Genomic DNA, 22,442 nt, shown 5'->3' on the forward strand with positions numbered 1-22,442 from the left:
GTAATTGCCCGCCTTATTGCTCAGCTTCTTAGCCTCGACTCTTCTTCGTTGCTTTGCCAAAAATCCGAATTATTTCCATTGAAGCCGCCACTTTTGAGTGACTCAAATATAAATTTGCTTCGAGTCTCTTGAATGTCCCTCCTGCCCCATTTCATTAACATCAACCCATGACCGCTAGATACTGAATTTGGCGTGGCACTCCGCGCTGATAACTGGCGTACTGAGGTCACTTTGGTATACAATCGAACACAATTTTTTACACAGTGATTCCCACATCGCCAAAGGCGTAGCTCGGGTAAATGCTTAATGGAGCGCTAATGAGCAACGTAAAACACTGCAACTTACTCATTCTTGGTTCTGGTCCTGCTGGTTACACGGCGGCTGTTTATGCAGCACGCGCTAACCTAAAACCAGTTCTAATCACCGGTATGCAACAAGGTGGTCAGCTTACTACCACGACTGAAGTAGAAAACTGGCCAGGCGATGCTGAAGGTCTAACTGGCCCGGCATTAATGGAACGAATGCGCGAACATGCAGAGCGATTCGAGACTGAAATGCTATTTGATCACATTAATAGTGTTGATTTTAGCCAACGTCCTTTCCTACTGGTTGGTGACAATGGCGAATACACCTGTGATGCTTTGATCATTTCAACTGGCGCATCAGCAAAATACCTTGGTCTTGAATCTGAAGAAGCATTTAAAGGTCGTGGTGTATCAGCTTGTGCAACCTGTGACGGTTTCTTCTATCGCAACCAGAAAGTTGCTGTTGTCGGTGGTGGTAACACCGCTGTTGAAGAAGCGCTGTACCTATCGAATATTGCATCTGAAGTACACCTAATCCACCGTCGTGATACTTTCCGTGCGGAGAAAATCCTGATCAACCGCCTAATGGATAAAGTCGAAAACGGTAATATTATTTTGCATACCGACCGCACTTTAGAAGAAGTCGTTGGTGATGACATGGGAGTAACAGGCGTTCGTCTGAAAGACACGCAGTCAGACAGCATTGAAGAAATCGAAGTAATGGGCGCCTTTATCGCGATTGGTCACAAACCAAATACCGATATATTTGCTGGCCAACTTGAGATGAAAGATGGCTATATCGTTGTTAAATCAGGACTTGATGGCAACGCGACTCAAACGAGCATCGAAGGCATCTTTGCCGCTGGCGACGTTATGGACCACAACTACCGTCAAGCAATCACCTCGGCGGGCACCGGTTGTATGGCGGCATTGGATGCAGAACGTTATCTAGACGCACTAGCAGATAAAGCCTAATCGGCCGTTCTCACACTTTTTCACTATTTCAATCAAGCCCTGCGGTATGACCGCGGGGCTTTCTTTTGTATACTGCAAAGCTTACCTATAAAAATAAACAGCAGTAAGCCTTCATAATGGATAAAAACAAACAACGCAGCTTGAATAAATGGCTCCGTAAGCAGAGTAAACTGGCCAAGCGCTGGTTACTTATCGCGGTCGGCCTTGGGGTATTTTCGTTTTGCTTTTGGGGCAGGCCGCGCTGCTTGCAACCATTCTCCATCAATTGATTATTGAGCAAGTTGATAAGTCGACGCTGATCGGCCAATTTGCAGGTTTAGCGGTGATTATCGCAGTTCGCGCCCTTTGCTCATGGGGCCGTGAGATTGCCGGTTATCGCTGTGGCGAACAAATTCGCCTCTACATTCGCCAACTGATCCTCGACAAATTACGTGAACTTGGCCCAGCGTACATCAAAGGCAAACCCGCTGGCACTTGGGCAACCTTGTTGCTGGAGCAAGTTGAAGAGATGCACGACTTCTTTGCTCGTTACTTACCACAAATGTCACTGGCGGTATTAGTACCGTTTGTGATTCTGATTGTAGTGTTCCCAGTCAACTGGGCCGCTGGCTTGATCTTCCTACTCACTGCGCCATTAGTGCCGCTATTTATGGCACTGGTTGGCATTAAAGCCGCCGATGCAGGACAGAAAAATTTTAAAGCGCTGCAACGTCTTTCTGGTCACTTTTATGACCGTTTACAATCAATGACGACCATTCGCCTGTTCGATCGCACCAAAGCAGAAACCGAATTGATGAAAGGTGCATCAGAAGTGTTCCGCTCACGCACCATGGAAGTGTTGCGTATCGCCTTCTTATCTTCTGCTGTATTGGAATTTTTCACTTCAATTTCAATCGCATTGACCGCAGTCTATTTCGGTTTTGCCTTTATTGGTGAACTCAACTTTGGCGGTTATGGTGCGGGTGTCACACTGTTTGCCGGTATGTTTATCTTGATCCTTGCCCCTGAGTTTTATCAGCCACTGCGCGATCTGGGTACCTTCTATCATGCGAAACAACAAGCGGTAGGTGCGGCAGAAAGTATTGTCGAGTTCCTTGAAACAGACGTAGCTTCCGTAAAATCTGGCAACACGCAAATCACGGATAGCAATGCGATTACGATCAAAGCCACTGACCTCGAAGTCTTTAGCCTTGAAGGTAAAAAGCTCTTAGGTCCTGTGAGTTTCGATATTCTTGCCCACCAAACCACGGCATTAGTCGGCCCAAGTGGCGCAGGTAAAACTAGCTTGGTCAACGCTATTTTAGGCTTTTTGCCTTACCAAGGGTCACTCACGATTAACGGCATTGAACGCACGGAACTTGACCTTGCGAACTGGCGCCAGCATATCAGTTGGGTGGGACAAAACCCGCTGCTCCTACACGGCACGATTCGTGACAATATTACCCTAGGAAAACAACAAGTCTCTGACCAAGCGATTCAAACGGTACTCGAGAATTCGTTTGCCGCTGAGTTTGTTAACCAACATGGTCTCGATTACGCAGTGTCCGATCGCTCGGGCGGCTTATCTGTTGGCCAAGCGCAGCGTATTGCGCTGGCTCGTGCGATGCTACAAAACGGTCAATTTTGGCTGTTAGATGAACCAACGGCGAGCTTAGATGCTCGTAGTGAACGTTTGGTTACGCAAGGCTTAACCCAGCAAATTGAAGACAAGAGTGCGCTTATTGTTACTCACCAGCTTGCACCACTGCAAAGTGTCAATCAGATTCTGGTTATGCAAGATGGTCAAATCGTTCAAGCCGGTGATTTTGCTACCCTTGCCAACGAACAAGGCTTATTCCAACAAATGCTCAGTGCCAACCAAGCACTGTCACAACACAACGATGAGGGTAACCTAGATGCGTGATTTGATCCCTTATCTAAAACTGTACAAAAAACATTGGTTCGGCCTAACACTTGGTATGATTCTGGCGCTGCTTACGGTATGTGCCTCTATCGGGCTACTCACCCTCTCTGGCTGGTTCCTATCAGCGGCAGCGGTTGCAGGGCTTACCATTGCCCGTGAAACCTTTAACTACATGCTGCCTGGTGCATTTGTCCGTGGTTTTGCGATGGGACGTACCGCAGGTCGTTGGGGTGAGCGCGTGGTTAGCCACAACGCAACGTTTAAACTGCTTACAGATCTGCGTATTTTCTTCTTTAAGAAATTAGCACCACTGGTGCCGGGTAAAGTCGCAAACCTTCGTGATGCCGACCTACTCAACCGTTTAATCGCCGATATCGATGCGATGGACCACGTATACTTGCGTCTAATCAGCCCTATGGTGGTTGGCGCCTTTGGTATCGCAGCGCTAACAGCCCTACTTTGTTGGTTTGATAGCACACTTGGCCTCACCTTAGGCGCAATTCTGCTCACGCTGCTAATTTGCTGGCCAATTTTGTTCTACAAACTGGGTAAGAAAAACGGTGAAGAGCTAACGCAAAACAAAGCTGATCTGCGTATTACTACTCTAGATTGGCTGCAAGGCTACAGTGAATTGACACTATTTGGTGCCGAAGAGCGTTACCGTAATGCGATTTATGCGGCACAAGAAAAGCTACTCAAGAATCAGTTTTTCGATGCGCATTTTGCCGGTCTTGCTCAAGCGCTGCTGATGTTGGCAAATGGTTGGACGCTGGTACTGATGTTATGGTTGGCCGCTGATGGCGTCGCGGGTGCACAGCCTGATCCTATGATTGCGCTATTTGCTTTTGCCACCATGGCAAGTGTTGAGTTAATGATGCCGATCGCTGGTGCTTTCCAACACTTGGGTAAAACACTAACTTCTGCTCGTCGCCTCAATGAAGTGATCCTCGCAGAGCCTGATGTGACATTCCCTGAGCAAGAGGTTGATCACAACCAAGAGTACAGTATCGAGTATCGTGACGTTGCCTTCACCTACCCTGACGGCAAAGCATCTGTCGTTAACGACATCAATCTCAACATTGGCGCGAAACAGCGTGTAGCGATTGTCGGTCAAACGGGTTCGGGCAAATCGACGCTTATTCAACTGCTCACTCGCTATTGGGATGTCAACCAAGGTCAATTACTGATTGCGGGCAAACCGATTCAACAATGGAGTGAATCACAGCTGCGCAGCGCAATTACCGTGGTCAGCCAACGTGTGGACGTATTGAACGGCTCATTACGAGACAACCTCATTCTGGCAAAACCAGAGGCGACTGACGAAGAAATTTCCCTTGCCCTACACAAAGTAGGTTTGAGCAAACTGCTTGAAAGCGACAATCCAGATAGAAACGCCCTAGACGCATGGCTAGGTGATGGTGGTCGCCAGTTGTCAGGCGGTGAAAAGCGCCGTATTGGCATCGCTCGAGCGCTTTTACACAACGCGCCAATTCTGCTGTTAGATGAACCGACCGAAGGTTTGGACAAGCAAACTGAACAGCAAATCATGCAGTTGTTTGAAAAACACTTCGAAGATAAAACCGTGCTGTTTATCACCCATCGTCTGGTTAACCTCGACAAGATGGACGCCGTTTGTCTAATTGAAGCCGGCCATGTGGTTGAATTCGGTTCGCACCACGAACTTATCAAACAACAAGGTCGCTACTACCAGCTTAATCAAACTTTGTAATCACTAATACGGGTTGCATTTTATCTAGGTAAAGCCGAGCTCAAACGCTCGGCTTTTTTTATCTTCTCTTAAACCGCCAGTGAGTGACTAACTTGAGAAATTGGCTTTTATGGCACAAGCTGAATTTAGACGCATAGTCTTTGTTAAACGTCCATCACGGATTTCTCCAATAATACAGATTCAGTAAAGTCAGTTGTCTACGTATCAAACGACAATGCACGGTTAGGGAGATTAGCCATGGCGAGCTTTGCATTGCATTTTGACTTAGATGAATATCAACAACGATTGAGTAAAGTTCGTCAAGCGATGCAGGAAAAGGAAATTGATCTGTTGATCGTCCATGACCCGTCCAATATGTCATGGCTGACGGGTTATGACGGCTGGTCGTTCTATGTACCACAATGTGTGGTTATAAGCAGCAGCGGAGAACCGATTTGGTTTGGACGTAGCCAAGATGCTGCGGGTGCGTATCGCACTGTCTATATGTCTGCTGATAACATTTGCTATTACCCAGATCACTACGTGATGAATCCGCCCTTGCATCCAATGGAGTATTTGGTCGAAGCGGTGTTAACACCACGTTTACTGGATCGAGGCAGAATTGGGGTAGAAAAAGACAACTACTACTTTAGCGCTACCGCATTTGAATCTCTCTCAGAAAACTTGCCCTATTCCATCTTGGTAGACGCTACGGGTCTTGTAAACTGGTGTCGAGCGGTTAAGTCCGATCAAGAGCTCAGCTATATGTATCGCGCCGCACGCATTGTTGAAAACATGCATCGAGTCGCGTTTGAGATGATAGAACCCGGTCTTCCTAAACATTACTTGGTCGCGGAGATTAACCGCCAAGCAATTCTAGGCCATGAAGATCATTTTGGTGATTACGCCGCTATCGTTCCACTGTTGCCCTCTGGCTCGGATGCTGCAGCGCCTCATCTTACATGGAATGACCAGCCTTTCCGCAAAGGTGAAAGCACCTTTTTTGAAATTGCAGGGGCACACCGCCGTTATCATTGCCCGCTATCACGCACTATCTTCCTCGGTGAACCCGATGACAAATTCAAACGCGCCGATCACGCACTGACTATGGCATTAGAAGCGGGATTGAACGCAGCAAAACCGGGCGTAACCTGTGCGGAGCTTGCTCAAACCATCAATGGCAGCTTAGACAAAGCCGGGTTTTCACGGCAAGGAGCACGTTGTGGCTACCCGATTGGTCTGAGTTACCCACCAGACTGGGGTGAACGCACCATGAGCCTTCGCGAAAGTGACCAAACTGTATTGGAAGAAGGTATGACCTTTCACTTAATGCCCGGGTTATGGTTTGACGACTGGGGATTAGAAACCACTGAAAGCATCATTATTACTCGCAGTGGTGCAAAAACCCTGTGTGATTTTCCGCGTCACCTTTTTGTGAAACACTGACTAAACTATTTAGTATGCAACCTAACTCATAAAAGAGTGAACAATGATCTCTGGGAGGTTTGAATGAAACTCGACCGTTACGACATCCGAATTCTACAAATACTGCAGCATCACGGTCGTATCACTAAGTCGCAGTTAGCAGAGCAAATCAATCTTTCCGTGAGTCCTTGTTGGGAGCGAGTAAAAAAGCTTGAACAAGCTGGGATTATCGAAGGCTACGGCGCTCGTCTTAACCTCAAAGCATTTCAAAAACAAACGATGGTATTGGTAGAGGTCTCTCTCAAGCAACATAATGCTCAAGCATTTCAACGCTTTGAAAATTTAGTCGCTAATACACCGCAAGTGAGTGAATGCTATGCCACGGGTGGTGGTGTGGATTATATCGCTAAGTTTCAATGCAGTGACATTGACCAGTATCAGCGCTGCATCGATAAATGGTTAGATTCCAATGTTGGCATTGAGCGCTATTACACCTACATCGTCACTAAAGAAGTCAAGCAAGCGCCAAATATCAAACTCAATAACACGTCTGTGATCAATGCTTACTAATTTTTCTGTTGACGGGACTTAAACAGAAAAAAGCTCGCTTATCACAACCATTACAGAAAAAATGTAATCCCCTCCTCTTCTAAGCTCAATTTATCGCGCCAGATAAAGGAGCAAACATGAATAACTTTTCAGACTTGCATGTGCACCAAAGCAAAGCCACCAGCCAAATTATGGAAACTTTGCATGATGGAAAACTGTTTAAGACGCTTGCCTATATCAATGGTAAGTGGGTGTGTGGAGATGAAGAAAAACCAGTAATAAACCCACACGACAATTCCATCGCTGGCTATTTTACTCAACTCAATCATCGCCAAATAAATCAAGCTATCGATTGTGCTGACAATGCTTTTCAGCCATGGCGCAAGTTACAAGCAAAACAGAGAGCAGAGTATTTGCACCGTTGGTATGACGAAATTATCAAAGCTAAACGCGATCTCGCCCATTTAATGGTGATTGAACAAGGCAAACTGCTAAGCGAAGCGGAAGGTGAAATTGAGTATGGCGCCTCATTTATTCGCTGGTTTGCAGAAGAAGCCCAACGCAGTTACGGAGAAACCATTCCCAGCCATATCGATAATGCACAACTTATGACCTTTCGCGAGCCAATTGGTGTAGCGGCGCTGATTACGCCATGGAACTTTCCTAGTGCGATGATCACCCGCAAAGCCTCAGCAGCAATGGCGATTGGCTGCACTGTACTCATTAAACCAGCTAGTGAGACTCCATTTTCAGCGTTAGCATTGGCAGAACTTGCTGAACGAGCGGGCATTCCTGCTGGCGTATTTAACGTGATCACAGGCAATGCACAGACCATATCCACTCTGTTTTGCGATAGCGATAAAGTCAAAGCACTCTCTTTTACTGGCTCCACTCAAGTGGGCAAGTTGTTACTTGAAAAAGCAGCCCACACGGTAAAAAAATGCAGTATGGAATTAGGGGGCAATGCACCATTTATCGTGCTGCCAGATATGGATGCCAAACAGGCCGCCACCGCGGCTGCCGAGGCAAGATTTCAAACCTCAGGCCAAGACTGCTTAGCTGCCAACCGAATTTTTGTCCCTGAAACACTTTATCCCGCCTTTATTGCGCGGTTTGCAGAAATAGTAGAGCAACAAGTAATGGGGAGCGGATTAACGCCTGCTTCAACCATTGGTCCCCTTATCAATCGAACGACCGTATCCGCCGCTCAAGAACTCATTGCTGATGCCATTAGCAAAGGCGCCCACATCGAAGCGCAAGCCAAAGTTCCATCTACGGGCAACTACTTCCCAGCAACACTGCTGACTCAGGTAACACCAGCAATGCGCGTGTACCGAGAGGAAACCTTTTGCCCCATCGCTCCTGTCATTCCCTATCGTAGTCTAGAACAAGTGATAGAAATGAGTAACGACACCGAATATGGCCTCGCCGCCTACGTTTACGGCCATGATATTCATCAGATTTGGCAATGCATGCGTGGGCTTGAGTTTGGCATGGTCAGTGTCAATTCAGTCAAAATGACAGGCCCACCGATTCCCTTTGGCGGAATGAAGCAGTCAGGATTAGGACGCGAGGGCAGTAAACATGGTTTTGATGATTTTAGCGAAGTGAAGTATTGCTGCTTAGGTGCATTACCCACCGTCAGCGGAAGTTAGGAGGATACATGGATAAATATACCGAACAAATGTTGCAACTCGACCGTGAGCATGTATTTCACGCCTCTACTCACCTCAAGCAGTATGCCAATGGCGAGGCCGCCGGGCGTATTATTACGGGCGCTCAGGGAATACGCATTCAAGACTCGCAAGGCATGGAGTTGATTGATGGCTTTGCTGGTTTGTATTGCGTCAACATAGGTTACGGACGTGAGGAAATGGCTGAAGCCATCTATGAGCAAGCCAAAAAACTCGCTTACTACCACACTTATGTCGGCCATACCAACGAAGCGTTGGTTACCCTTTCAAAGCGCATCATCAAAATGGCTCCCGAAGGCATGAGTAAGATTTATTACGGCATGTCTGGCAGTGACGCCAATGAAACCCAAATTAAACTGGTGTGGTACTACAATAATCTCCTTGGCAGACCAAACAAGAAGAAAATCATCTCACGCGAACGAGGTTACCATGGTTCAAGTATCGCTTCTGGCTCCATGACTGGCTTGCCACTGTTCCATGCGCATTTTGATCTGCCACTTGATCGAATCAAACATACCCTCTCCCCTTACTACTATCATCGTCAAGACAGCGAGATGAGTGAACTTGAGTTTAGCCATTACTGCGCAGCGCAACTAGAACAGATGATTTTAAATGAAGGTCCAGATACCGTTGCGGCAATGATCGCTGAACCCGTATTAGGTACTGGCGGTATCGTGCCACCACCAGAAGGTTACTGGCAAGCAATTCGAGCGGTGCTAGATAAATACGATGTGCTATTAATCGCCGATGAAGTGGTGTGTGGATTTGGTCGTATTGGTGCACCATTTGGTTCGATTTACTACGATATGCGTCCTGATTTAATTACCGTTGCGAAAGGCTTAACATCTGCTTACCAACCGTTGTCAGGTGTAATCGTAAGTGAAAAAGTCTGGCGTGAGCTAGAAAATGGAACCGAATCTTGGGGGCCATTTGGACACGGCTATACCTATTCTGGCCACCCTATTGGCGCAGCCGCTGCCAACTGTAATCTTGATATCATAGAACGCGAAAACTTAATTCAACAAGCCGCAGACCATGGCGCCTATTTGCAGCAGCGCATGGCGCAAACTTTTGCTGAACACCCTATGGTAGGAGATAGCCGCGGCGTTGGAATGTTGCATGCATTGGAATTTTCTGCCCACAAGCAACAGCGAACTCAATTTGATCCTAACTTGAAAGTTGGTCCTATGGTTGCGGCAGCTTGTATGCAAAACGGGCTCATCGCCAGAGCGATGCCTCATGGTGATATTCTCGGTTTTGCGCCACCACTGGTCGCGTCAAAAGATGATATCGATTTAATAATCGATAAAGCCCATCACGCGATAAACCAAGTGATGGATTCTCTAGTCAGCAGCAAACAGTGGCAGGCTAAGTAACTATCAATCCCGGTAGTCATCACTAAGATAACACCTTATCTCGGCCTAGTTTCTGTATTTATGCAGTAGATCGAGCGGAATATGACAGTAATCATTAGGATGTAACGTTAAGCGGTCTTGGTGTTCAAGATCGCTTTTTACATAATTCGTTAGCGGTAATACCTCGACCATGATCTGCTGACAGTCTTCTCGCAGAGCTATAAAGGCACGGGCTTGTTCTAAATGCAGAGGATCACGACTATAAACACCTGTGCGGTATTTTAAGCCGACGTCTTCACCTTGCTGATTAAGGCTATACGGGTCAATGATTTCGAACAGGTACGCCATCAATTGCTCAACCGACACTCGCTGAGGGTCAAATTGAGTACGCACACACTCAGCGTAACCATCATAAGGCGCTTGGGTATTATCGGTAGTACCATTTGCACGCCCAGCTTCAGTACTTACGACTCCCGGTAGATGACGCATAAATTCTTGCACACCCCACAAACAACCACCGGCAAAGTAAATTTCTTCCATTACGTCATATCAAAATTATTGGCATTGGCTGACAGTATACCAAAAACAAAAACGGAGCATTGAGCCCCGTTTTGTTGATTATTTTGACCAGACTTAATGTGCACGGCCGAGCATACGTGAAATAGTACCGTCTTTGTTTACCGCTTGGTGTTTAATCGCACCTGCAATATGCAGGACTAATGCTGCAATAATAATATTCACTGATGCGCCATGAATAGTTCCGCCTAATTCTTGCAGCCAAGCAATTTTGTCGCCTTCTGCAATAAACTGCCAACCAAAAATATCCGCTCCGCGACCTCCACCTACACTCATTGCAATACCGGAAACTGGCATAGCCAGTGTTGCCAACATCAAAATCCCATGGATGGCTTTGGCTAATTTATCTTGCCATACTGCGACTGGAGAGGCTGGCGGAATAGAACCTTCTTTCAAACGCCACACAATGCGAGCTATAGCAATAATCAAAATCAGCGCACCAAACGATTTATGCAGTCCAATTAGTTTGAATTTTTCTGGGCCGCGAGGTAAATCGACCATATACAAACCAATAGCAAACACGCCGATAAAAGCGAGTCCTGTTATCCAGTGAAGTGCAATCGTAGGTATAGAAAGAGAGTGTTTGTTGAGCATTACAATTTCCTTATTGTTTTCATGGTTATAAGGCAATTATCCACCAACACGATGTAAAGAACTATGATGCAATGTGTAAATTTAAGTAAATTGTAATGCATTAGTAGTCGATACTTTATCAAAATGAAATGACAGTTATTCGGGAGGCCCCTAGGTAGCACCTAAAAGCCGCTCCTCTGCATGCTTCAGTACGCTAGTTAGCAATAACAATCCAGGTGTTTCTGATTCAACTGCCCACATTTGATTGTTGTCGGAATCACATCCTCAATACGTTCGACACCTTCAACGATATCATCAACCCAAGAACTCCTACTTAAGTGATGACAAATGGGCTAGAATGCGCGCCATTAACTTTGTTTTGAGCATTTCTTATTTCATGACTACTGCTAAATCACCAGCAAACTTTGCTGAACTCAACCTGATTCAACCCTTGCTGGCAAGATTGACCGAGCTTGAATATCAACAAGCAACACCCATTCAAGTACAAGTGATCCCAACTGTTTTAGCGGGCCGTGACCTCATTGCGGGTGCGAATACGGGTTCTGGTAAAACCGCCGCCTTTGCGCTTCCGCTACTGCAAAATATTTTCATTAACCAACACCCTACGCTTTACCGCAAAAATAACTCTGTAACCGGACTCGTTCTGGTTCCAACCCGTGAGCTAGCCAAGCAAGTCGCTGACAATATCAAGTCTTATTCCGCCCATTTTAATGGCGCACTCAAAACCGTTTGCGTTTTTGGTGGTGTATCCGTTAACAGCCAAATGTTAGCGTTACGTGGCGGTGCAGATATTCTTGTGGCGACGCCAGGACGCCTATTAGACTTAGTTTCAAGTAACGCAATCAAGCTTGATAGAGTCAAATCCTTGGTGCTTGATGAAGCAGACCGAATGTTAAGCCTAGGTTTCACGGAAGAACTGACGGAAATCCTCTCACAGTTACCAAAACAGAAGCAGACCTTACTGTTTTCAGCGACTTTCCCTGAAGAAGTTCAAGCATTAACCCAAGATCTACTGACTGATCCAGTTGAAGTGCAACTGCAAAGCAATGAAGCCAGTACGCTTGTTCAACGAGTATTCACCGTCGATAAAGGTAAAAAAACCGCCCTACTGGCACACTTAGTGAAACAAAATGATTGGCGCCAAGCGCTAATTTTTGTCAACTCAAAAAATGGCTGTGAACATCTTGCCGATAAGCTTTATAAGCGCGGTATCTCTGTTGAAGTATTCCACGGCGACCAAAGCCAAGGTGCGCGAACTCGCGTTTTAGAAGACTTCAAAGCAGGCCAATTGGATGTACTAGTAGCAACTGACATTGCAGCGCGAGGGTTAGACGTCGAAAAACTACCGGTAGTCATTAACTATGACCTACCTCGCAGTCCTTCTGACTATATGCACCGCATCGGTCGAAGTGGTCGTGCAGGAGAAGTGGGTTTAGCACTATCACTGATTGATTATGAAGATTACCACCACTTCAAAGTGATCGAGAAAAAGAACAAAATCCGACTTGAACGCGAACAAGTACCTGGTTTTGAAGTAACGGAAACCATCACCGAATCAATGCTTACTGCGAACAAGCCAATGGCAAAACCTGCTGGCACGGGCAAGAAAAAACGCAAAAAGAAACAAGCAGCTACCGGTGATGTGTGGTTGAAAAACGCTTAATCATTCCGATTCAGCTAACCTAAAATGTAAAAGCAGCCAATGGCTGCTTTTATTTCTACTTAATCGCGTGAGTAATAAAGCGTCGCACCTCGTCGTTATCCGTCGGATGAACAAACGATGGGGTAATGTTTTGTGGCGCGTTAAAAATTCCTTTATTTACTAGGCGATTAATCTCAGGTAAGTGCATCAATGCGGTTTTACCGCAAAGGAGGTTAAGAAAGCCCTCTTGCTCTTCGTAAGCGTGCAACACTTCGTGAAATCCACGCAAATAAAGATAATCTTTGGTGAAACCACCACCACGATAGACACGTGCAGTAATAGTAAATGCGAGGTTTTTCTCAACGCCAAGTTGCTCTTTAAGCATCATAAACGTGGTGCGGAATGATTTATCCTTAATCATCGAATCCACCGCCAAAACGCGTAAAGCGAGTATCTTCAAACGTTTGATTGTCAGATGGCCCGCTAAGTATTCACTTAAGATCGCCATGCCTTCTTGCGTCATGGTGTTGACCGGACAACCAAGAGATAAGACTTTAAATGGTTGGCTGCGAGCATTAAGTGTCGTGACCAAGTGAACACCCAACTCATGATGCGCCAACGCGTGCGCTTCGACCATCGGCACTTTGGCTGCACTGTTAATTTTAACCGTAGTTTTGCTCACCAAAGCATTGGCAATCATATTGTCATCTATCACTAAATCGTATTGATAACCCTGTGATCGTGCGAATTGCTCCATGATCTGTTGAATACCCTGAGCATCAACCAGTTGCTTGTCATCATCTGAGTCCGGAAGATGCAGAATAAAACTGGCATTGCGAATGTCTTTTTCAGTTGGTTCGCCGAAATAACGCAGCGAATTATAGAGAAAATCTTGGCTACCGAGGGTCTGCAGCTGATCAATTTTGTCCACATACGAGAGAATCACGTCTTCGTATATACGCTGAAGATCCGGATCTTCTACTTTTTCTATCGGCAAGTTAAACAATTGGCGTTTCAACTGAAACGCATTATGTTCACTAGGTTTGTAGCTAAAGGTGGGCTCAATAGAGTAATGACGACGAAAAAACTCATCACGTTGTTCTTTATAATTGATCGGGCTGACTGAGCTTAAAATTTCAATTCCATTGACCAAAGAAAACAATTGGTCATCTAATGCCTTCGCATGCTTCAATCCGATTCCTGCTATCGGTACGACATTGTCCACACTCAAATTTCATCCCTCTCACTATCATCCATGTTGTGTTTACACGTGAATCCTTCACGTTTTTAACAATATGCGCCCGTTTGAACTTTGCAACAAACAGTGATCTAGGGCAAATTCTCATTTTATGAGAAGTTTCTATGCATGACATTTAGACATGAAAAGCCACCAGCTAATGCCAGTGCAAATTGGCTCAGCTATGGTGCTAACAATTCATTATGAAAGTCGATATAATCCCCGCGTTTTCATCTGGGGCAAAAATATGATATCTAAAAACCAACTAAAACTGCTGCGCGCTTTAGGTCAAAAGAAGCAGCGTAAAGCACATGGCCTATTCTTAGTTCAAGGTGAAAAAAACGTTCTTGAATTAGCTACCAGTGAGCTGACTGTTAAACATATCTTTGGCACTGCGGACTTTTTAACGGAAAACAGCCAAACACTCAGCGGTTTTGATTGCGTTGAAGCATCACTCGATGATTTAACTAAAGCGAGTACTCTAGTTAGCAATAATGCGGCAATCGCAGTGGTTGAAATCCCACAATTCGCAGTGCCGACAGCACAAGGTCTAATGATTGCTTTAGATGGCGTGCAAGACCCAGGCAATTTGGGCACGATAATTCGTGTTGCCGATTGGTATGGCATCAAACACATTGTCGCAAGCAGCGATTGTGCTGACCCTTACAACCCAAAAACCATCAGTGCAACAATGGGCAGTTTTGGTCGCGTACAAGTCCACCAACTTGATTTAGCAAGCTACTTAGCACAATCAAACCTACCTGTTTACGGTGCATTTTTGGAAGGTGTTAGCGTACACAAAACTGAATTTGCTGCCGAAGGCATTTTGTTGATGGGTAGCGAGTCTCATGGTATTCGCGCTGAAGCAGCGAAATTTGTCACTGACAAGATTACTATTCCGGCATTTGGTGGCGCAGAGTCACTCAATGTAGCGATGGCAACAGGCATTATCCTAGACAATATTCGCCGCCAGCATAGCTAATTGACGTTTGAACGACAGGTCTATAAAAAGCGTAACATTGGAATACCAATGTTACGCTTTTATATCAACCAGTTGAGAAGATTATCGCTCTAACATACCCAGTTTGTTTGGCACGCCATCCCACTTTTCAGCATCATCCATGGCTGGTTTTACTTCGGTTTGGTTTGGCCAAATTTCCGCAAGCTCAGCATTGAGCTCTTTGTAAATTTCTTGCCCTTCAGGTAGCTCATCTTCTTGAAAGATCGCTTGCGCCGCACACTCATCGACACATAGACCGCAATCGATACATTCAATTGGGTTGATTACCATAAAGTTTGGCCCCTCATGAAACGCATCTGCTGGGCATACTGCGACACAGTCAGTGTATTTACATTGGATACAGTTATCCGTTACGACAAACGCCATGACAATCAACTCTTAATTCGTCAAAAAATAAGGCGGGAATAATACTGATATACCCAAGTGACTTCAAGATGCAGGATTCAGAGCATTGTCACTGAATCAAGCACCATTAGGTTACTTGAGTATTTCCCCATAACTTCAAGAGACCAGCAATCAAACCTAATCGCTTGACCCTTTTAGTTTACACCCAAACCATCAAATTATGTGACTAAGCAAGCCTCCCCTAAACATAGAAAGCCTCTGAGCGTGGACCAACAATGTGATGAGGTTTGCGAGTGCAAGCCAACAACGCTGTGAATTCAAGTAGGACGGGGATTTTTTAGTATGACAGACAAAGGAAATTCTCGTAAAATGCGCGCCATTGTGAGCGCGAGGTACCCCACCTTTTGCGCTAAGACACCATAAACAACGAGACATCAACATGATACGTTTAAATGAAATCAAGCTTCCTCTTGATCACGAGGAAGGCGCACTACTTGACGCTATTTCAGAAAAACTTGGCATTAATGCTGAGCAAGTTATCTCTTTCAATGTATTTAGACGTGGCTACGATGCTCGTAAGAAAACCAACATCCACCTTATCTATACGCTAGATGTGATTGTTGAGGGCGATGAAAATGCCCTACTCGAGAAATTCACCAAAGACCCGCACGTACGCCAAACGCCAGATATGGAATACAAGTTTGTCGCGAAAGCACCTGAGAACCTAACTGAACGCCCTGTTGTTATTGGTTTTGGTCCTTGTGGTCTATTCGCGGGTCTAGTACTTGCACAAATGGGCTTTAACCCAATTATTGTTGAGCGTGGCAAAGAAGTACGCGAACGTACTAAAGATACCTTCGGCTTCTGGCGTAAACGCACGCTTAACCCTGAATCAAACGTACAATTTGGTGAAGGTGGTGCTGGTACTTTCTCTGACGGTAAGCTCTACAGCCAAGTTAAAGATCCAAACTTCTACGGTCGTAAGGTAATCACTGAGTTTGTTGCCGCTGGTGCACCGGAAGAGATTCTATACGTAAGTAAGCCGCACATCGGTACCTTTAAACTGGTAACCATGATTGAAAAAATGCGCGCGAAAATCCTAGAACTTGGCGGCGAAATTCGTTTTAGTACGCGCGTTGACGACATCCACATGGATGGCGAGCAAATTACTGGCGTGACGCTATCAAACGGCGAAGAAATCAAATCTCGTCATGTTGTGCTCGCAGTTGGTCACAGCGCACGTGACACATTTGAAATGCTAAACGAGCGTGGCGTTTATATGGAAGCGAAACCTTTCTCGGTTGGTTTCCGTATTGAACACAAACAATCGATGATCGATGAAGCTCGCTTCGGTCCTAACGCTGGTCACCCTCTTCTAGGCGCGGCAGACTACAAACTTGTGCACCACTGTAAAAATGGTCGCACAGTATACAGCTTCTGCATGTGTCCGGGCGGTACTGTGGTTGCAGCGACGTCAGAAGAAGGTCGTGTAGTAACGAACGGTATGAGCCAATACTCTCGTGCTGAACGTAACGCAAACAGCGCTATCGTAGTGGGTATTTCTCCAGAAGTGGATTACCCTGGCGATCCACTGGCAGGTATTCGTTTCCAACGTGAACTTGAATCAAATGCTTACCTACTGGGCGGCGAAAACTATGATGCACCAGCACAAAAAATCGGTGACTTCCTAAAAGGCCGCGATCCAAGTGCTATTGGTGATGTTGAGCCTTCATTTACACCGGGCATCAAACTAACGGATCTATCGAAAGCACTACCACCGTTTGCTATCGAAGCAATCCGTGAAGCAATCCCAGCGTTTGACCGCAAGATCAAAGGCTTTGCCTCAGCAGATGGTCTACTCACTGGCGTAGAAACACGTACTTCGTCTCCAGTTTGTATCAAACGTGGCAAAGACTTCCAAAGCGTTAACCTTAAAGGCTTCTTCCCTGCAGGTGAAGGTGCAGGTTACGCAGGCGGTATCCTTTCTGCGGGTATCGATGGTATCAAAGTAGCGGAAGCCGTTGCTCGCGATATTATGGCTCAGCTAGAAAACGCATAATCCATAGTATTAACTCACCACGTTTATCAAAGCCAGTCTCCATGACTGGCTTTTTCATGCCTTCTTCCTAAACAATCACTCCGATATAAAGCCCATACCTCTCTGTATTCATATGTAACACGATGTAGACCCAACAAAAATGCGCTGATCGTGGATCCAGCGACTAAACTTATTGGCAGCGAAATGGGATAAGGAACAACGATGCTTAATAAAGAAGACGCAGGTTTAATCGTCGTCGACATACAAGGTAAGCTCGCCACATTAGTGCATGATAGTGAAACCGTCATCGCGAACTGCGCTAAGTTAATTCAAGGAGCGCAGTCACTTGGCATGCCGATTATATGGTTAGAGCAAAATCCAGAAAAACTGGGTAGTACTATCGAGGCTATTGCTGAACTAATGGGAGAGCAGCAACCCATCGCCAAATATACTTTTGACGGTTGTGCTGAACCCGAGTTTAAGCTCGCGTTGAACGAAGCCCAGAAACATTCATGGTTACTTTGCGGTATCGAAACCCATATTTGCGTTTATCAAACGGCTACACATCTCGCCAACCTGCATTTTGATATTCATGTAGTGAGTGACTGTGTTTCGTCGCGAAATGTCGCGAATCATAACCTTACTTTGACAAAATTCAATAACGAAAACGTTAAAGTAACGGGACTTGAAATGTGCCTGTACGAACTAGTCAAAGATTGCAGAGATCCTGGATTCAAGCAGATATTAACGCTAGTAAAATAAGCAGACATTGGGTGTTATATCCACAAAACGAGCAAACACCCATAGATTTCATCACTAAACAAACAATTATCGATTGAAATGAAGTCAATAAAAATCAACAATCGACACCATCGCCATGTTTAATTGAACAAATGTATTCGAAGTCTACACTTGCTCACAGCGCAACTAATATGAATCAAAATGAGCAATAACCTAAATTACGATTATAAAAAATATATGCTGCCGCTTATTAAGCTGCTCGCACTAACAATGCTCATCGTCGGTTCCACATACACCGCCTACAATGCATTGCAACTAAAAAAACTATCCGAATCAATCGTTAACGACTTTAACCAGCTTTATTCGATCAGTCGCCGTTTTGCTCAGTATTACAACAATACGGACATGACCTTTCTAGAAAAGGGAACCCATGTAAGAAATGGTGTGAGCATCATGGTCTCAAAAGATAGTGAGGTAAAGGTTCTATCGAAGGGGATTAACAAATTACGCTCACAATTTGAAACCATCGCCCCGAACCACATCTGGACCGTTGCTATCTTCGAACATCCATCAGCTTATGGTCACTTTGATCCACTACGTAAAGCATACGCCGACCGTTACAGTGAATATAAAGCTAACGACGTGATGAACCGCATCATCAAGACAGAAAGTCTCGAAGACACCTACTCGCAGTTCTATGGCTGTAACATTAAGTTATCGGAACCCTATGCAGAACCGGGTACCGACCAAATAATTCGTACCATTTTTTACCCGGTATACAACCAAGGTGTGCTCAACGCTTTGCTCGCGGTTGATATTAAAAATAGCTTTATTGACTATCAGGTGAATAAGTTTAATGACGAATATTGGACCGCCATTGATACAAAAGCACATTGGTTAGCGTTGAAATTACCAATTAAAATTTCATGCACCAATGCTGAACCAATCTATGTTGGCTTCGGATTTGGCAATATTTTTGAGCGTATCTTTGCGCCATCGGTTTTCATTGCTTTGTTTGGTCACATACTGATGCTGGTGTATAAGCGTAATAAACAGCGTTTTTACAAAGACCGAATGACTGGTTTTTATCGCCGAGATTTTTATGAGCCAAGGCTCAAAAAACAACAGAATTTTTCTTTGTTGGTCATTGATATTGATTTCTTTAAATCAATTAATGACGCCTTGGGCCACAAAGTCGGCGATGATGTTATTAGTGAGGTAACGCGTCGAATAGCGAGTCAAATTCGATCCAGCGATGCGGCTATTCGCTGGGGTGGTGAGGAGTTTGTAATCTCGTTTAGAAACATGGATGAGCAAATACTTCGAGAAAAAGCAGAAGCGATCAGAGCCTGTATCATTGAGCATTCAATTGAAGGTTTGAATGTGACCGTTTCTATCGGTGGCGTTCATCTTGAGGACAGTACATTTGCAGAAGCCTTCCGTATTGCCGATGAAGCGTTGTACCAATCAAAACAAAATGGTCGTAACCGCGTAACGTTCTAATCACCCGTTACCAGCATTGAAGTAAAACAAGCAGCCTTTGCGCTGCTTGTTTGCTTTCTCACATAACGAAAACCTTACGGCGAAACTTTGAATATCAACGTTATGGTTGTCTGTTGGTCCGCAACGTTTAAGCTCACCTCTCCTCCTTGTGCACGAGCGCACAACTTAGCCGAATATGCACCTAACCCCTGCCCTCTAGGCTTTCCTGAGCTGACAAACTTGTCAAAGAAGTGCTCTCTAATGGCTGCTGGCACCTCTCCTTGGTTCGTCATATTGATCACTATCGAATCATCTTCAACGCTTGAAGTAACGGTAATATCGGATTTATTCGGCGCAGCTTCGATAGCGTTAGCAATTAGATTACTAAACATCGCATAGCTCAGAACATCATCCCCTTGATAAGCGTGTGCAGGATCAATATCGTGTTTAAACTCTAATTGCTTGTTTTTCGCCATCGATTGATAACTTGCCATCACTTTTTGCAAAGTGTTACCAAGGGCAATTTTGTTCAAAGCGTCTGGTGCATCACCCCGTTCGAGTTTAGTTAGAAGATCGTATTGTTCCATCATTTGCACTAAGCTCGCTGAACTCTCTTTGAGTAGCTGCACTTCCTCTTGCTCACTCACCATATCCACTAATGTGGAGTGTAATGCCGTCAGTGGACTTCTAAAATCATGAAAGAAAGCTTGCAATGCATCATCCTGATGACGAGAAGCATCGATTAAATCATCAATTTGTTGCGATAGCTTTTCACGTTGAATAACTGAGTTAATATGTGTATCGATACGCGCTAACACGACTTCAGGAATGATTGGCTTTTGAATATAATCTACCGCACCTAGTTTTAGACCTTTCACCACATCATCCGTTTGTGATAACGCTGATACGAAAATAATCGGAATAAACTGAGTTTCAGGATCTGATTTAAGGGACTCACATACCGCCAAACCATCCATTTCTGGCATCATGATGTCCAAAAGAATCAGGTCTGGTTTTTCAGATTTCGCACATATATCTAAAGCTTGCTGACCACTACGACACACTTTGATCTTATAGTGTGGTTTAAGCAATTCACCTAAAACTTGTAGGTTTGAAGGTTCATCGTCTACCACTAAAATGGTTCGTTGTTTGGGCTCTTCAGTGGTATCTTTTCGCTCTTTACTTGCAATTCCATTGCCGCGAATCGGCGAGACAAAGGCTTTATGCACTCGCTCAGCCAAAGTCACTTTAGAAAACGGTTTAACCAGATATTCGGACACGCCCGCTTCTATCGCCTGAACAACATCACTCTGCTGCAGGTTACCAGTCAGCATAATAAAAGGCGTATCTTTGTTCTTTTGCGACTCTCGGACATTTTGCAATAGCGCTAAACCGTCCATCTTTGGCATTTTCCAATCGGATACGATCAAATCTACTGAATAGTTTTTTAGGTATTGTAATGCTTCTTTACCGTCTCTTGCTTTATAGACGGATTTAAACCCAAGCCGCTCAAATGCGACACGTAGGGTCTGGGTAATCGCTTCAAAATCGTCAACGACCAATACGGACATTTCTTTATACGGGGAGTCATAATTAACCCTTTGTATACTCTCCATTACTACTCTCCTTGCTTACAAAGCTCATTATCGTTGGCGTGATCGCGATAGCGATTGGCAATTTTTTCAAATCTCTCGGCGTTGGCTAAAAATACATCGACTAATATAGGGTCAAAATGACTACCTTTACCTTCCACAATAATGGCTGTCGCTTTTTCGTGGCTAAACGCTGGTTTATAGACCCGTTCAGTGATCAAAGCGTCGTACACATCAGCAAGTGCCATCATTCGAGCTGATAAAGGAATGTCTTCTCCTCTAAGCCCTTGTGGATAGCCAGAACCATCCCACTTCTCATGGTGACAATACGCAATTTCTTTAGCGAATATTAGAAAATTATCGGCATAGCCTAATGATGCCTCAGCTGCGCAGATTGCTTCAAACCCGTAGAATGCATGTTTTTTCATCTGCTCGAATTCTTCTTCTGTTAACGGCCCTGGTTTAAGCAAAATACAATCGGCTACTCCGACTTTTCCGATATCGTGTAAAGGCGCAGATTTAGCAATCGATGTGATAATGTCAGGGGTTAACTCACTCGCATAGCGCTCATTTTTTGCCAATTCGCGCGCGAGGATTTCAACGTACTTTTTGGTACGACGAATATGATTGCCTGTCTCTGGGTCTCGAGATTCCGCCAACGCGCCCATCGCAACCATTACGACATCCTGTAGGTCGCTTAACTGTTGCGTCCTCTCTAATACTTTCTGCTCTAACGTTTCGTTGTGTTGAGCCAACTGCAAGTTTGCAGCTTGTAATTTCAAATGGGTTCTGACGCGCTGTTTTAAAATGACAGGGCTAATCGGCTTAGTGATATAGTCAACCGCACCAATTTCAAGGCCTCGCGTTTCATCGAGCTCATTCGTCATCGCGGTCAGAAAAATAACCGGAATGTCCGATGTCTCTGGATTTGCTTTGAGTGCTTCGCACATTTGATAGCCATCGATGTCCGGCATCATAATGTCCAACAAAATGAGGTTTGGCTTTCTCCTCTCAATGATCTTGAATGCGATTTTGGCATTCACTGCAACCTGCAGCGTGTAGTCATCCCCCAGAATCCCCTTGACCACTTCCAGATTGGTTGGGGTATCGTCGACCGCTAAAATTACTTGCTTGTCTTGTGTTTCCATACCGACTAACTCTCTAATAAATGCTAAATTGTTCAACACAGTTTTTGGTTACACTGGATTAAGCCTTCCAACGTAGTTGTGCTGTTTATTCTTTTTCGCTACCTATTCTTGG

Annotated in this window: 17 protein-coding genes and 1 pseudogene; 12 read left to right on the forward strand and 6 right to left on the reverse strand. The window is 45.0% G+C overall.

What is annotated here, in order from left to right; all coding sequences use genetic code 11:
* Positions 1 to 317: 317 nt before the first annotated feature.
* The 7 genes and pseudogenes from trxB (at position 318) to Vt282_RS08065 (ending at position 9,935) form a co-directional block, all read left to right on the forward strand.
* Positions 318 to 1,280, forward strand: coding sequence for a thioredoxin-disulfide reductase (trxB, locus tag Vt282_RS08035; RefSeq protein WP_162063082.1), 963 nt, complete (start codon positions 318 to 320; stop codon positions 1,278 to 1,280).
* A 116-nt stretch (positions 1,281 to 1,396) separates the two neighbouring features.
* Positions 1,397 to 3,183, forward strand: a pseudogene (gene cydD / locus Vt282_RS08040) (heme ABC transporter permease/ATP-binding protein CydD).
* Complete coding sequence (gene cydC / locus Vt282_RS08045) at positions 3,176 to 4,912, forward strand: heme ABC transporter ATP-binding protein/permease CydC (RefSeq protein WP_162063083.1); 1,737 nt, start codon at positions 3,176 to 3,178, stop codon at positions 4,910 to 4,912. Before cydD ends, cydC begins: the two are co-directional and overlap by 8 nt.
* A 237-nt stretch (positions 4,913 to 5,149) precedes the next feature.
* On the forward strand, positions 5,150 to 6,337 hold the full coding sequence (locus tag Vt282_RS08050; RefSeq protein WP_162063084.1) for a M24 family metallopeptidase: 1,188 nt from the start codon (positions 5,150 to 5,152) through the stop codon (positions 6,335 to 6,337).
* Positions 6,338 to 6,400: 63 nt separating this feature from the next.
* Entirely contained in the window at positions 6,401 to 6,886 is a 486-nt protein-coding gene (locus Vt282_RS08055; protein WP_162063085.1) for an Lrp/AsnC family transcriptional regulator, read from the forward strand.
* Positions 6,887 to 7,002: 116 nt separating this feature from the next.
* Complete coding sequence (locus tag Vt282_RS08060) at positions 7,003 to 8,520, forward strand: NAD-dependent succinate-semialdehyde dehydrogenase (protein ID WP_162063086.1); 1,518 nt, start codon at positions 7,003 to 7,005, stop codon at positions 8,518 to 8,520.
* An 8-nt stretch (positions 8,521 to 8,528) separates the two neighbouring features.
* Entirely contained in the window at positions 8,529 to 9,935 is a 1,407-nt protein-coding gene (locus Vt282_RS08065; protein WP_162063087.1) for an aspartate aminotransferase family protein, read from the forward strand.
* A gap of 45 nt (positions 9,936 to 9,980) precedes the next feature.
* Here the strand turns inward: Vt282_RS08065 and Vt282_RS08070 are convergent, their stop codons facing one another.
* Together Vt282_RS08070 and Vt282_RS08075 are read right to left on the reverse strand one after the other, a co-directional pair.
* Complete coding sequence (locus Vt282_RS08070; RefSeq protein WP_162063088.1) at positions 9,981 to 10,454, reverse strand: peptide-methionine (S)-S-oxide reductase; 474 nt, start codon at positions 10,452 to 10,454, stop codon at positions 9,981 to 9,983.
* A 93-nt stretch (positions 10,455 to 10,547) separates the two neighbouring features.
* Positions 10,548 to 11,084, reverse strand: a complete 537-nt coding sequence (locus Vt282_RS08075) for a cytochrome b (protein ID WP_162063089.1) — start codon at positions 11,082 to 11,084, stop codon at positions 10,548 to 10,550.
* A 376-nt stretch (positions 11,085 to 11,460) separates the two neighbouring features.
* On the opposite strand from Vt282_RS08075, the gene Vt282_RS08080 reads away from it, so the two are divergent.
* Positions 11,461 to 12,747 carry a DEAD/DEAH box helicase gene (locus tag Vt282_RS08080; protein ID WP_162063090.1) on the forward strand — a complete coding sequence of 429 codons (1,287 nt, stop codon included), beginning with the start codon at positions 11,461 to 11,463 and terminating at the stop codon, positions 12,745 to 12,747.
* Positions 12,748 to 12,802: 55 nt separating this feature from the next.
* On the opposite strand, the gene Vt282_RS08085 is transcribed toward Vt282_RS08080, so the two are convergent.
* Positions 12,803 to 13,918, reverse strand: coding sequence for a flavohemoglobin expression-modulating QEGLA motif protein (locus Vt282_RS08085; RefSeq protein WP_232055036.1), 1,116 nt, complete (start codon positions 13,916 to 13,918; stop codon positions 12,803 to 12,805).
* Positions 13,919 to 14,210: 292 nt separating this feature from the next.
* On the opposite strand from Vt282_RS08085, the gene Vt282_RS08090 reads away from it, so the two are divergent.
* Positions 14,211 to 14,945 (forward strand): RNA methyltransferase, encoded by a 735-nt coding sequence (locus Vt282_RS08090; RefSeq protein ID WP_162063092.1) that lies wholly within the window; start codon positions 14,211 to 14,213, stop codon positions 14,943 to 14,945.
* An 81-nt stretch (positions 14,946 to 15,026) separates the two neighbouring features.
* On the opposite strand, the gene fdxA is transcribed toward Vt282_RS08090, so the two are convergent.
* Complete coding sequence (gene fdxA, locus Vt282_RS08095; protein ID WP_162063093.1) at positions 15,027 to 15,350, reverse strand: ferredoxin FdxA; 324 nt, start codon at positions 15,348 to 15,350, stop codon at positions 15,027 to 15,029.
* A 418-nt stretch (positions 15,351 to 15,768) separates the two neighbouring features.
* On the opposite strand from fdxA, the gene Vt282_RS08100 reads away from it, so the two are divergent.
* From Vt282_RS08100 to Vt282_RS08110, 3 genes are all read left to right on the forward strand, one after another.
* Positions 15,769 to 17,388, forward strand: coding sequence for an NAD(P)/FAD-dependent oxidoreductase (locus Vt282_RS08100; RefSeq protein WP_162063094.1), 1,620 nt, complete (start codon positions 15,769 to 15,771; stop codon positions 17,386 to 17,388).
* A 201-nt stretch (positions 17,389 to 17,589) separates the two neighbouring features.
* Positions 17,590 to 18,129, forward strand: coding sequence for an isochorismatase family protein (locus Vt282_RS08105; protein WP_162063095.1), 540 nt, complete (start codon positions 17,590 to 17,592; stop codon positions 18,127 to 18,129).
* Between the two features lie 180 nt (positions 18,130 to 18,309).
* Positions 18,310 to 19,611 (forward strand): GGDEF domain-containing protein, encoded by a 1,302-nt coding sequence (locus Vt282_RS08110; protein ID WP_162063096.1) that lies wholly within the window; start codon positions 18,310 to 18,312, stop codon positions 19,609 to 19,611.
* 74 nt (positions 19,612 to 19,685) lie between these two features.
* Here the strand turns inward: Vt282_RS08110 and Vt282_RS08115 are convergent, their stop codons facing one another.
* On the reverse strand, positions 19,686 to 21,206 hold the full coding sequence (locus Vt282_RS08115; RefSeq protein WP_162063097.1) for a response regulator: 1,521 nt from the start codon (positions 21,204 to 21,206) through the stop codon (positions 19,686 to 19,688).
* A 2-nt stretch (positions 21,207 to 21,208) separates the two neighbouring features.
* Positions 21,209 to 22,330, reverse strand: a complete 1,122-nt coding sequence (locus tag Vt282_RS08120) for a response regulator (protein WP_162063098.1) — start codon at positions 22,328 to 22,330, stop codon at positions 21,209 to 21,211.
* Positions 22,331 to 22,442: the final 112 nt, after the last annotated feature.

The sequence above is a fragment of the Vibrio taketomensis genome, assembly GCF_009938165.1.
In the GTDB taxonomy this organism is placed as follows: Bacteria; Pseudomonadota; Gammaproteobacteria; order Enterobacterales; family Vibrionaceae; genus Vibrio; species Vibrio taketomensis.

Bases quoted from the DNA above. Each gene is read 5' to 3' on its own strand.
- trxB (WP_162063082.1), top strand. From the start codon at position 318: ATGAGCAACGTAAAACACTGCAACTTACTCATTCTTGGTTCTGGTCCT.
- cydC (WP_162063083.1), top strand. From the start codon at position 3,176: ATGCGTGATTTGATCCCTTATCTAAAACTGTACAAAAAACATTGGTTC.
- Vt282_RS08050 (WP_162063084.1), top strand. From the start codon at position 5,150: ATGGCGAGCTTTGCATTGCATTTTGACTTAGATGAATATCAACAACGA.
- Vt282_RS08055 (WP_162063085.1), top strand. From the start codon at position 6,401: ATGAAACTCGACCGTTACGACATCCGAATTCTACAAATACTGCAGCAT.
- Vt282_RS08060 (WP_162063086.1), top strand. From the start codon at position 7,003: ATGAATAACTTTTCAGACTTGCATGTGCACCAAAGCAAAGCCACCAGC.
- Vt282_RS08065 (WP_162063087.1), top strand. From the start codon at position 8,529: ATGGATAAATATACCGAACAAATGTTGCAACTCGACCGTGAGCATGTA.
- Vt282_RS08070 (WP_162063088.1), bottom strand. From the start codon at position 10,454: ATGGAAGAAATTTACTTTGCCGGTGGTTGTTTGTGGGGTGTGCAAGAA.
- Vt282_RS08075 (WP_162063089.1), bottom strand. From the start codon at position 11,084: ATGCTCAACAAACACTCTCTTTCTATACCTACGATTGCACTTCACTGG.
- Vt282_RS08080 (WP_162063090.1), top strand. From the start codon at position 11,461: ATGACTACTGCTAAATCACCAGCAAACTTTGCTGAACTCAACCTGATT.
- Vt282_RS08090 (WP_162063092.1), top strand. From the start codon at position 14,211: ATGATATCTAAAAACCAACTAAAACTGCTGCGCGCTTTAGGTCAAAAG.
- fdxA (WP_162063093.1), bottom strand. From the start codon at position 15,350: ATGGCGTTTGTCGTAACGGATAACTGTATCCAATGTAAATACACTGAC.
- Vt282_RS08100 (WP_162063094.1), top strand. From the start codon at position 15,769: ATGATACGTTTAAATGAAATCAAGCTTCCTCTTGATCACGAGGAAGGC.
- Vt282_RS08105 (WP_162063095.1), top strand. From the start codon at position 17,590: ATGCTTAATAAAGAAGACGCAGGTTTAATCGTCGTCGACATACAAGGT.
- Vt282_RS08110 (WP_162063096.1), top strand. From the start codon at position 18,310: ATGAGCAATAACCTAAATTACGATTATAAAAAATATATGCTGCCGCTT.
- Vt282_RS08115 (WP_162063097.1), bottom strand. From the start codon at position 21,206: ATGGAGAGTATACAAAGGGTTAATTATGACTCCCCGTATAAAGAAATG.
- Vt282_RS08120 (WP_162063098.1), bottom strand. From the start codon at position 22,330: ATGGAAACACAAGACAAGCAAGTAATTTTAGCGGTCGACGATACCCCA.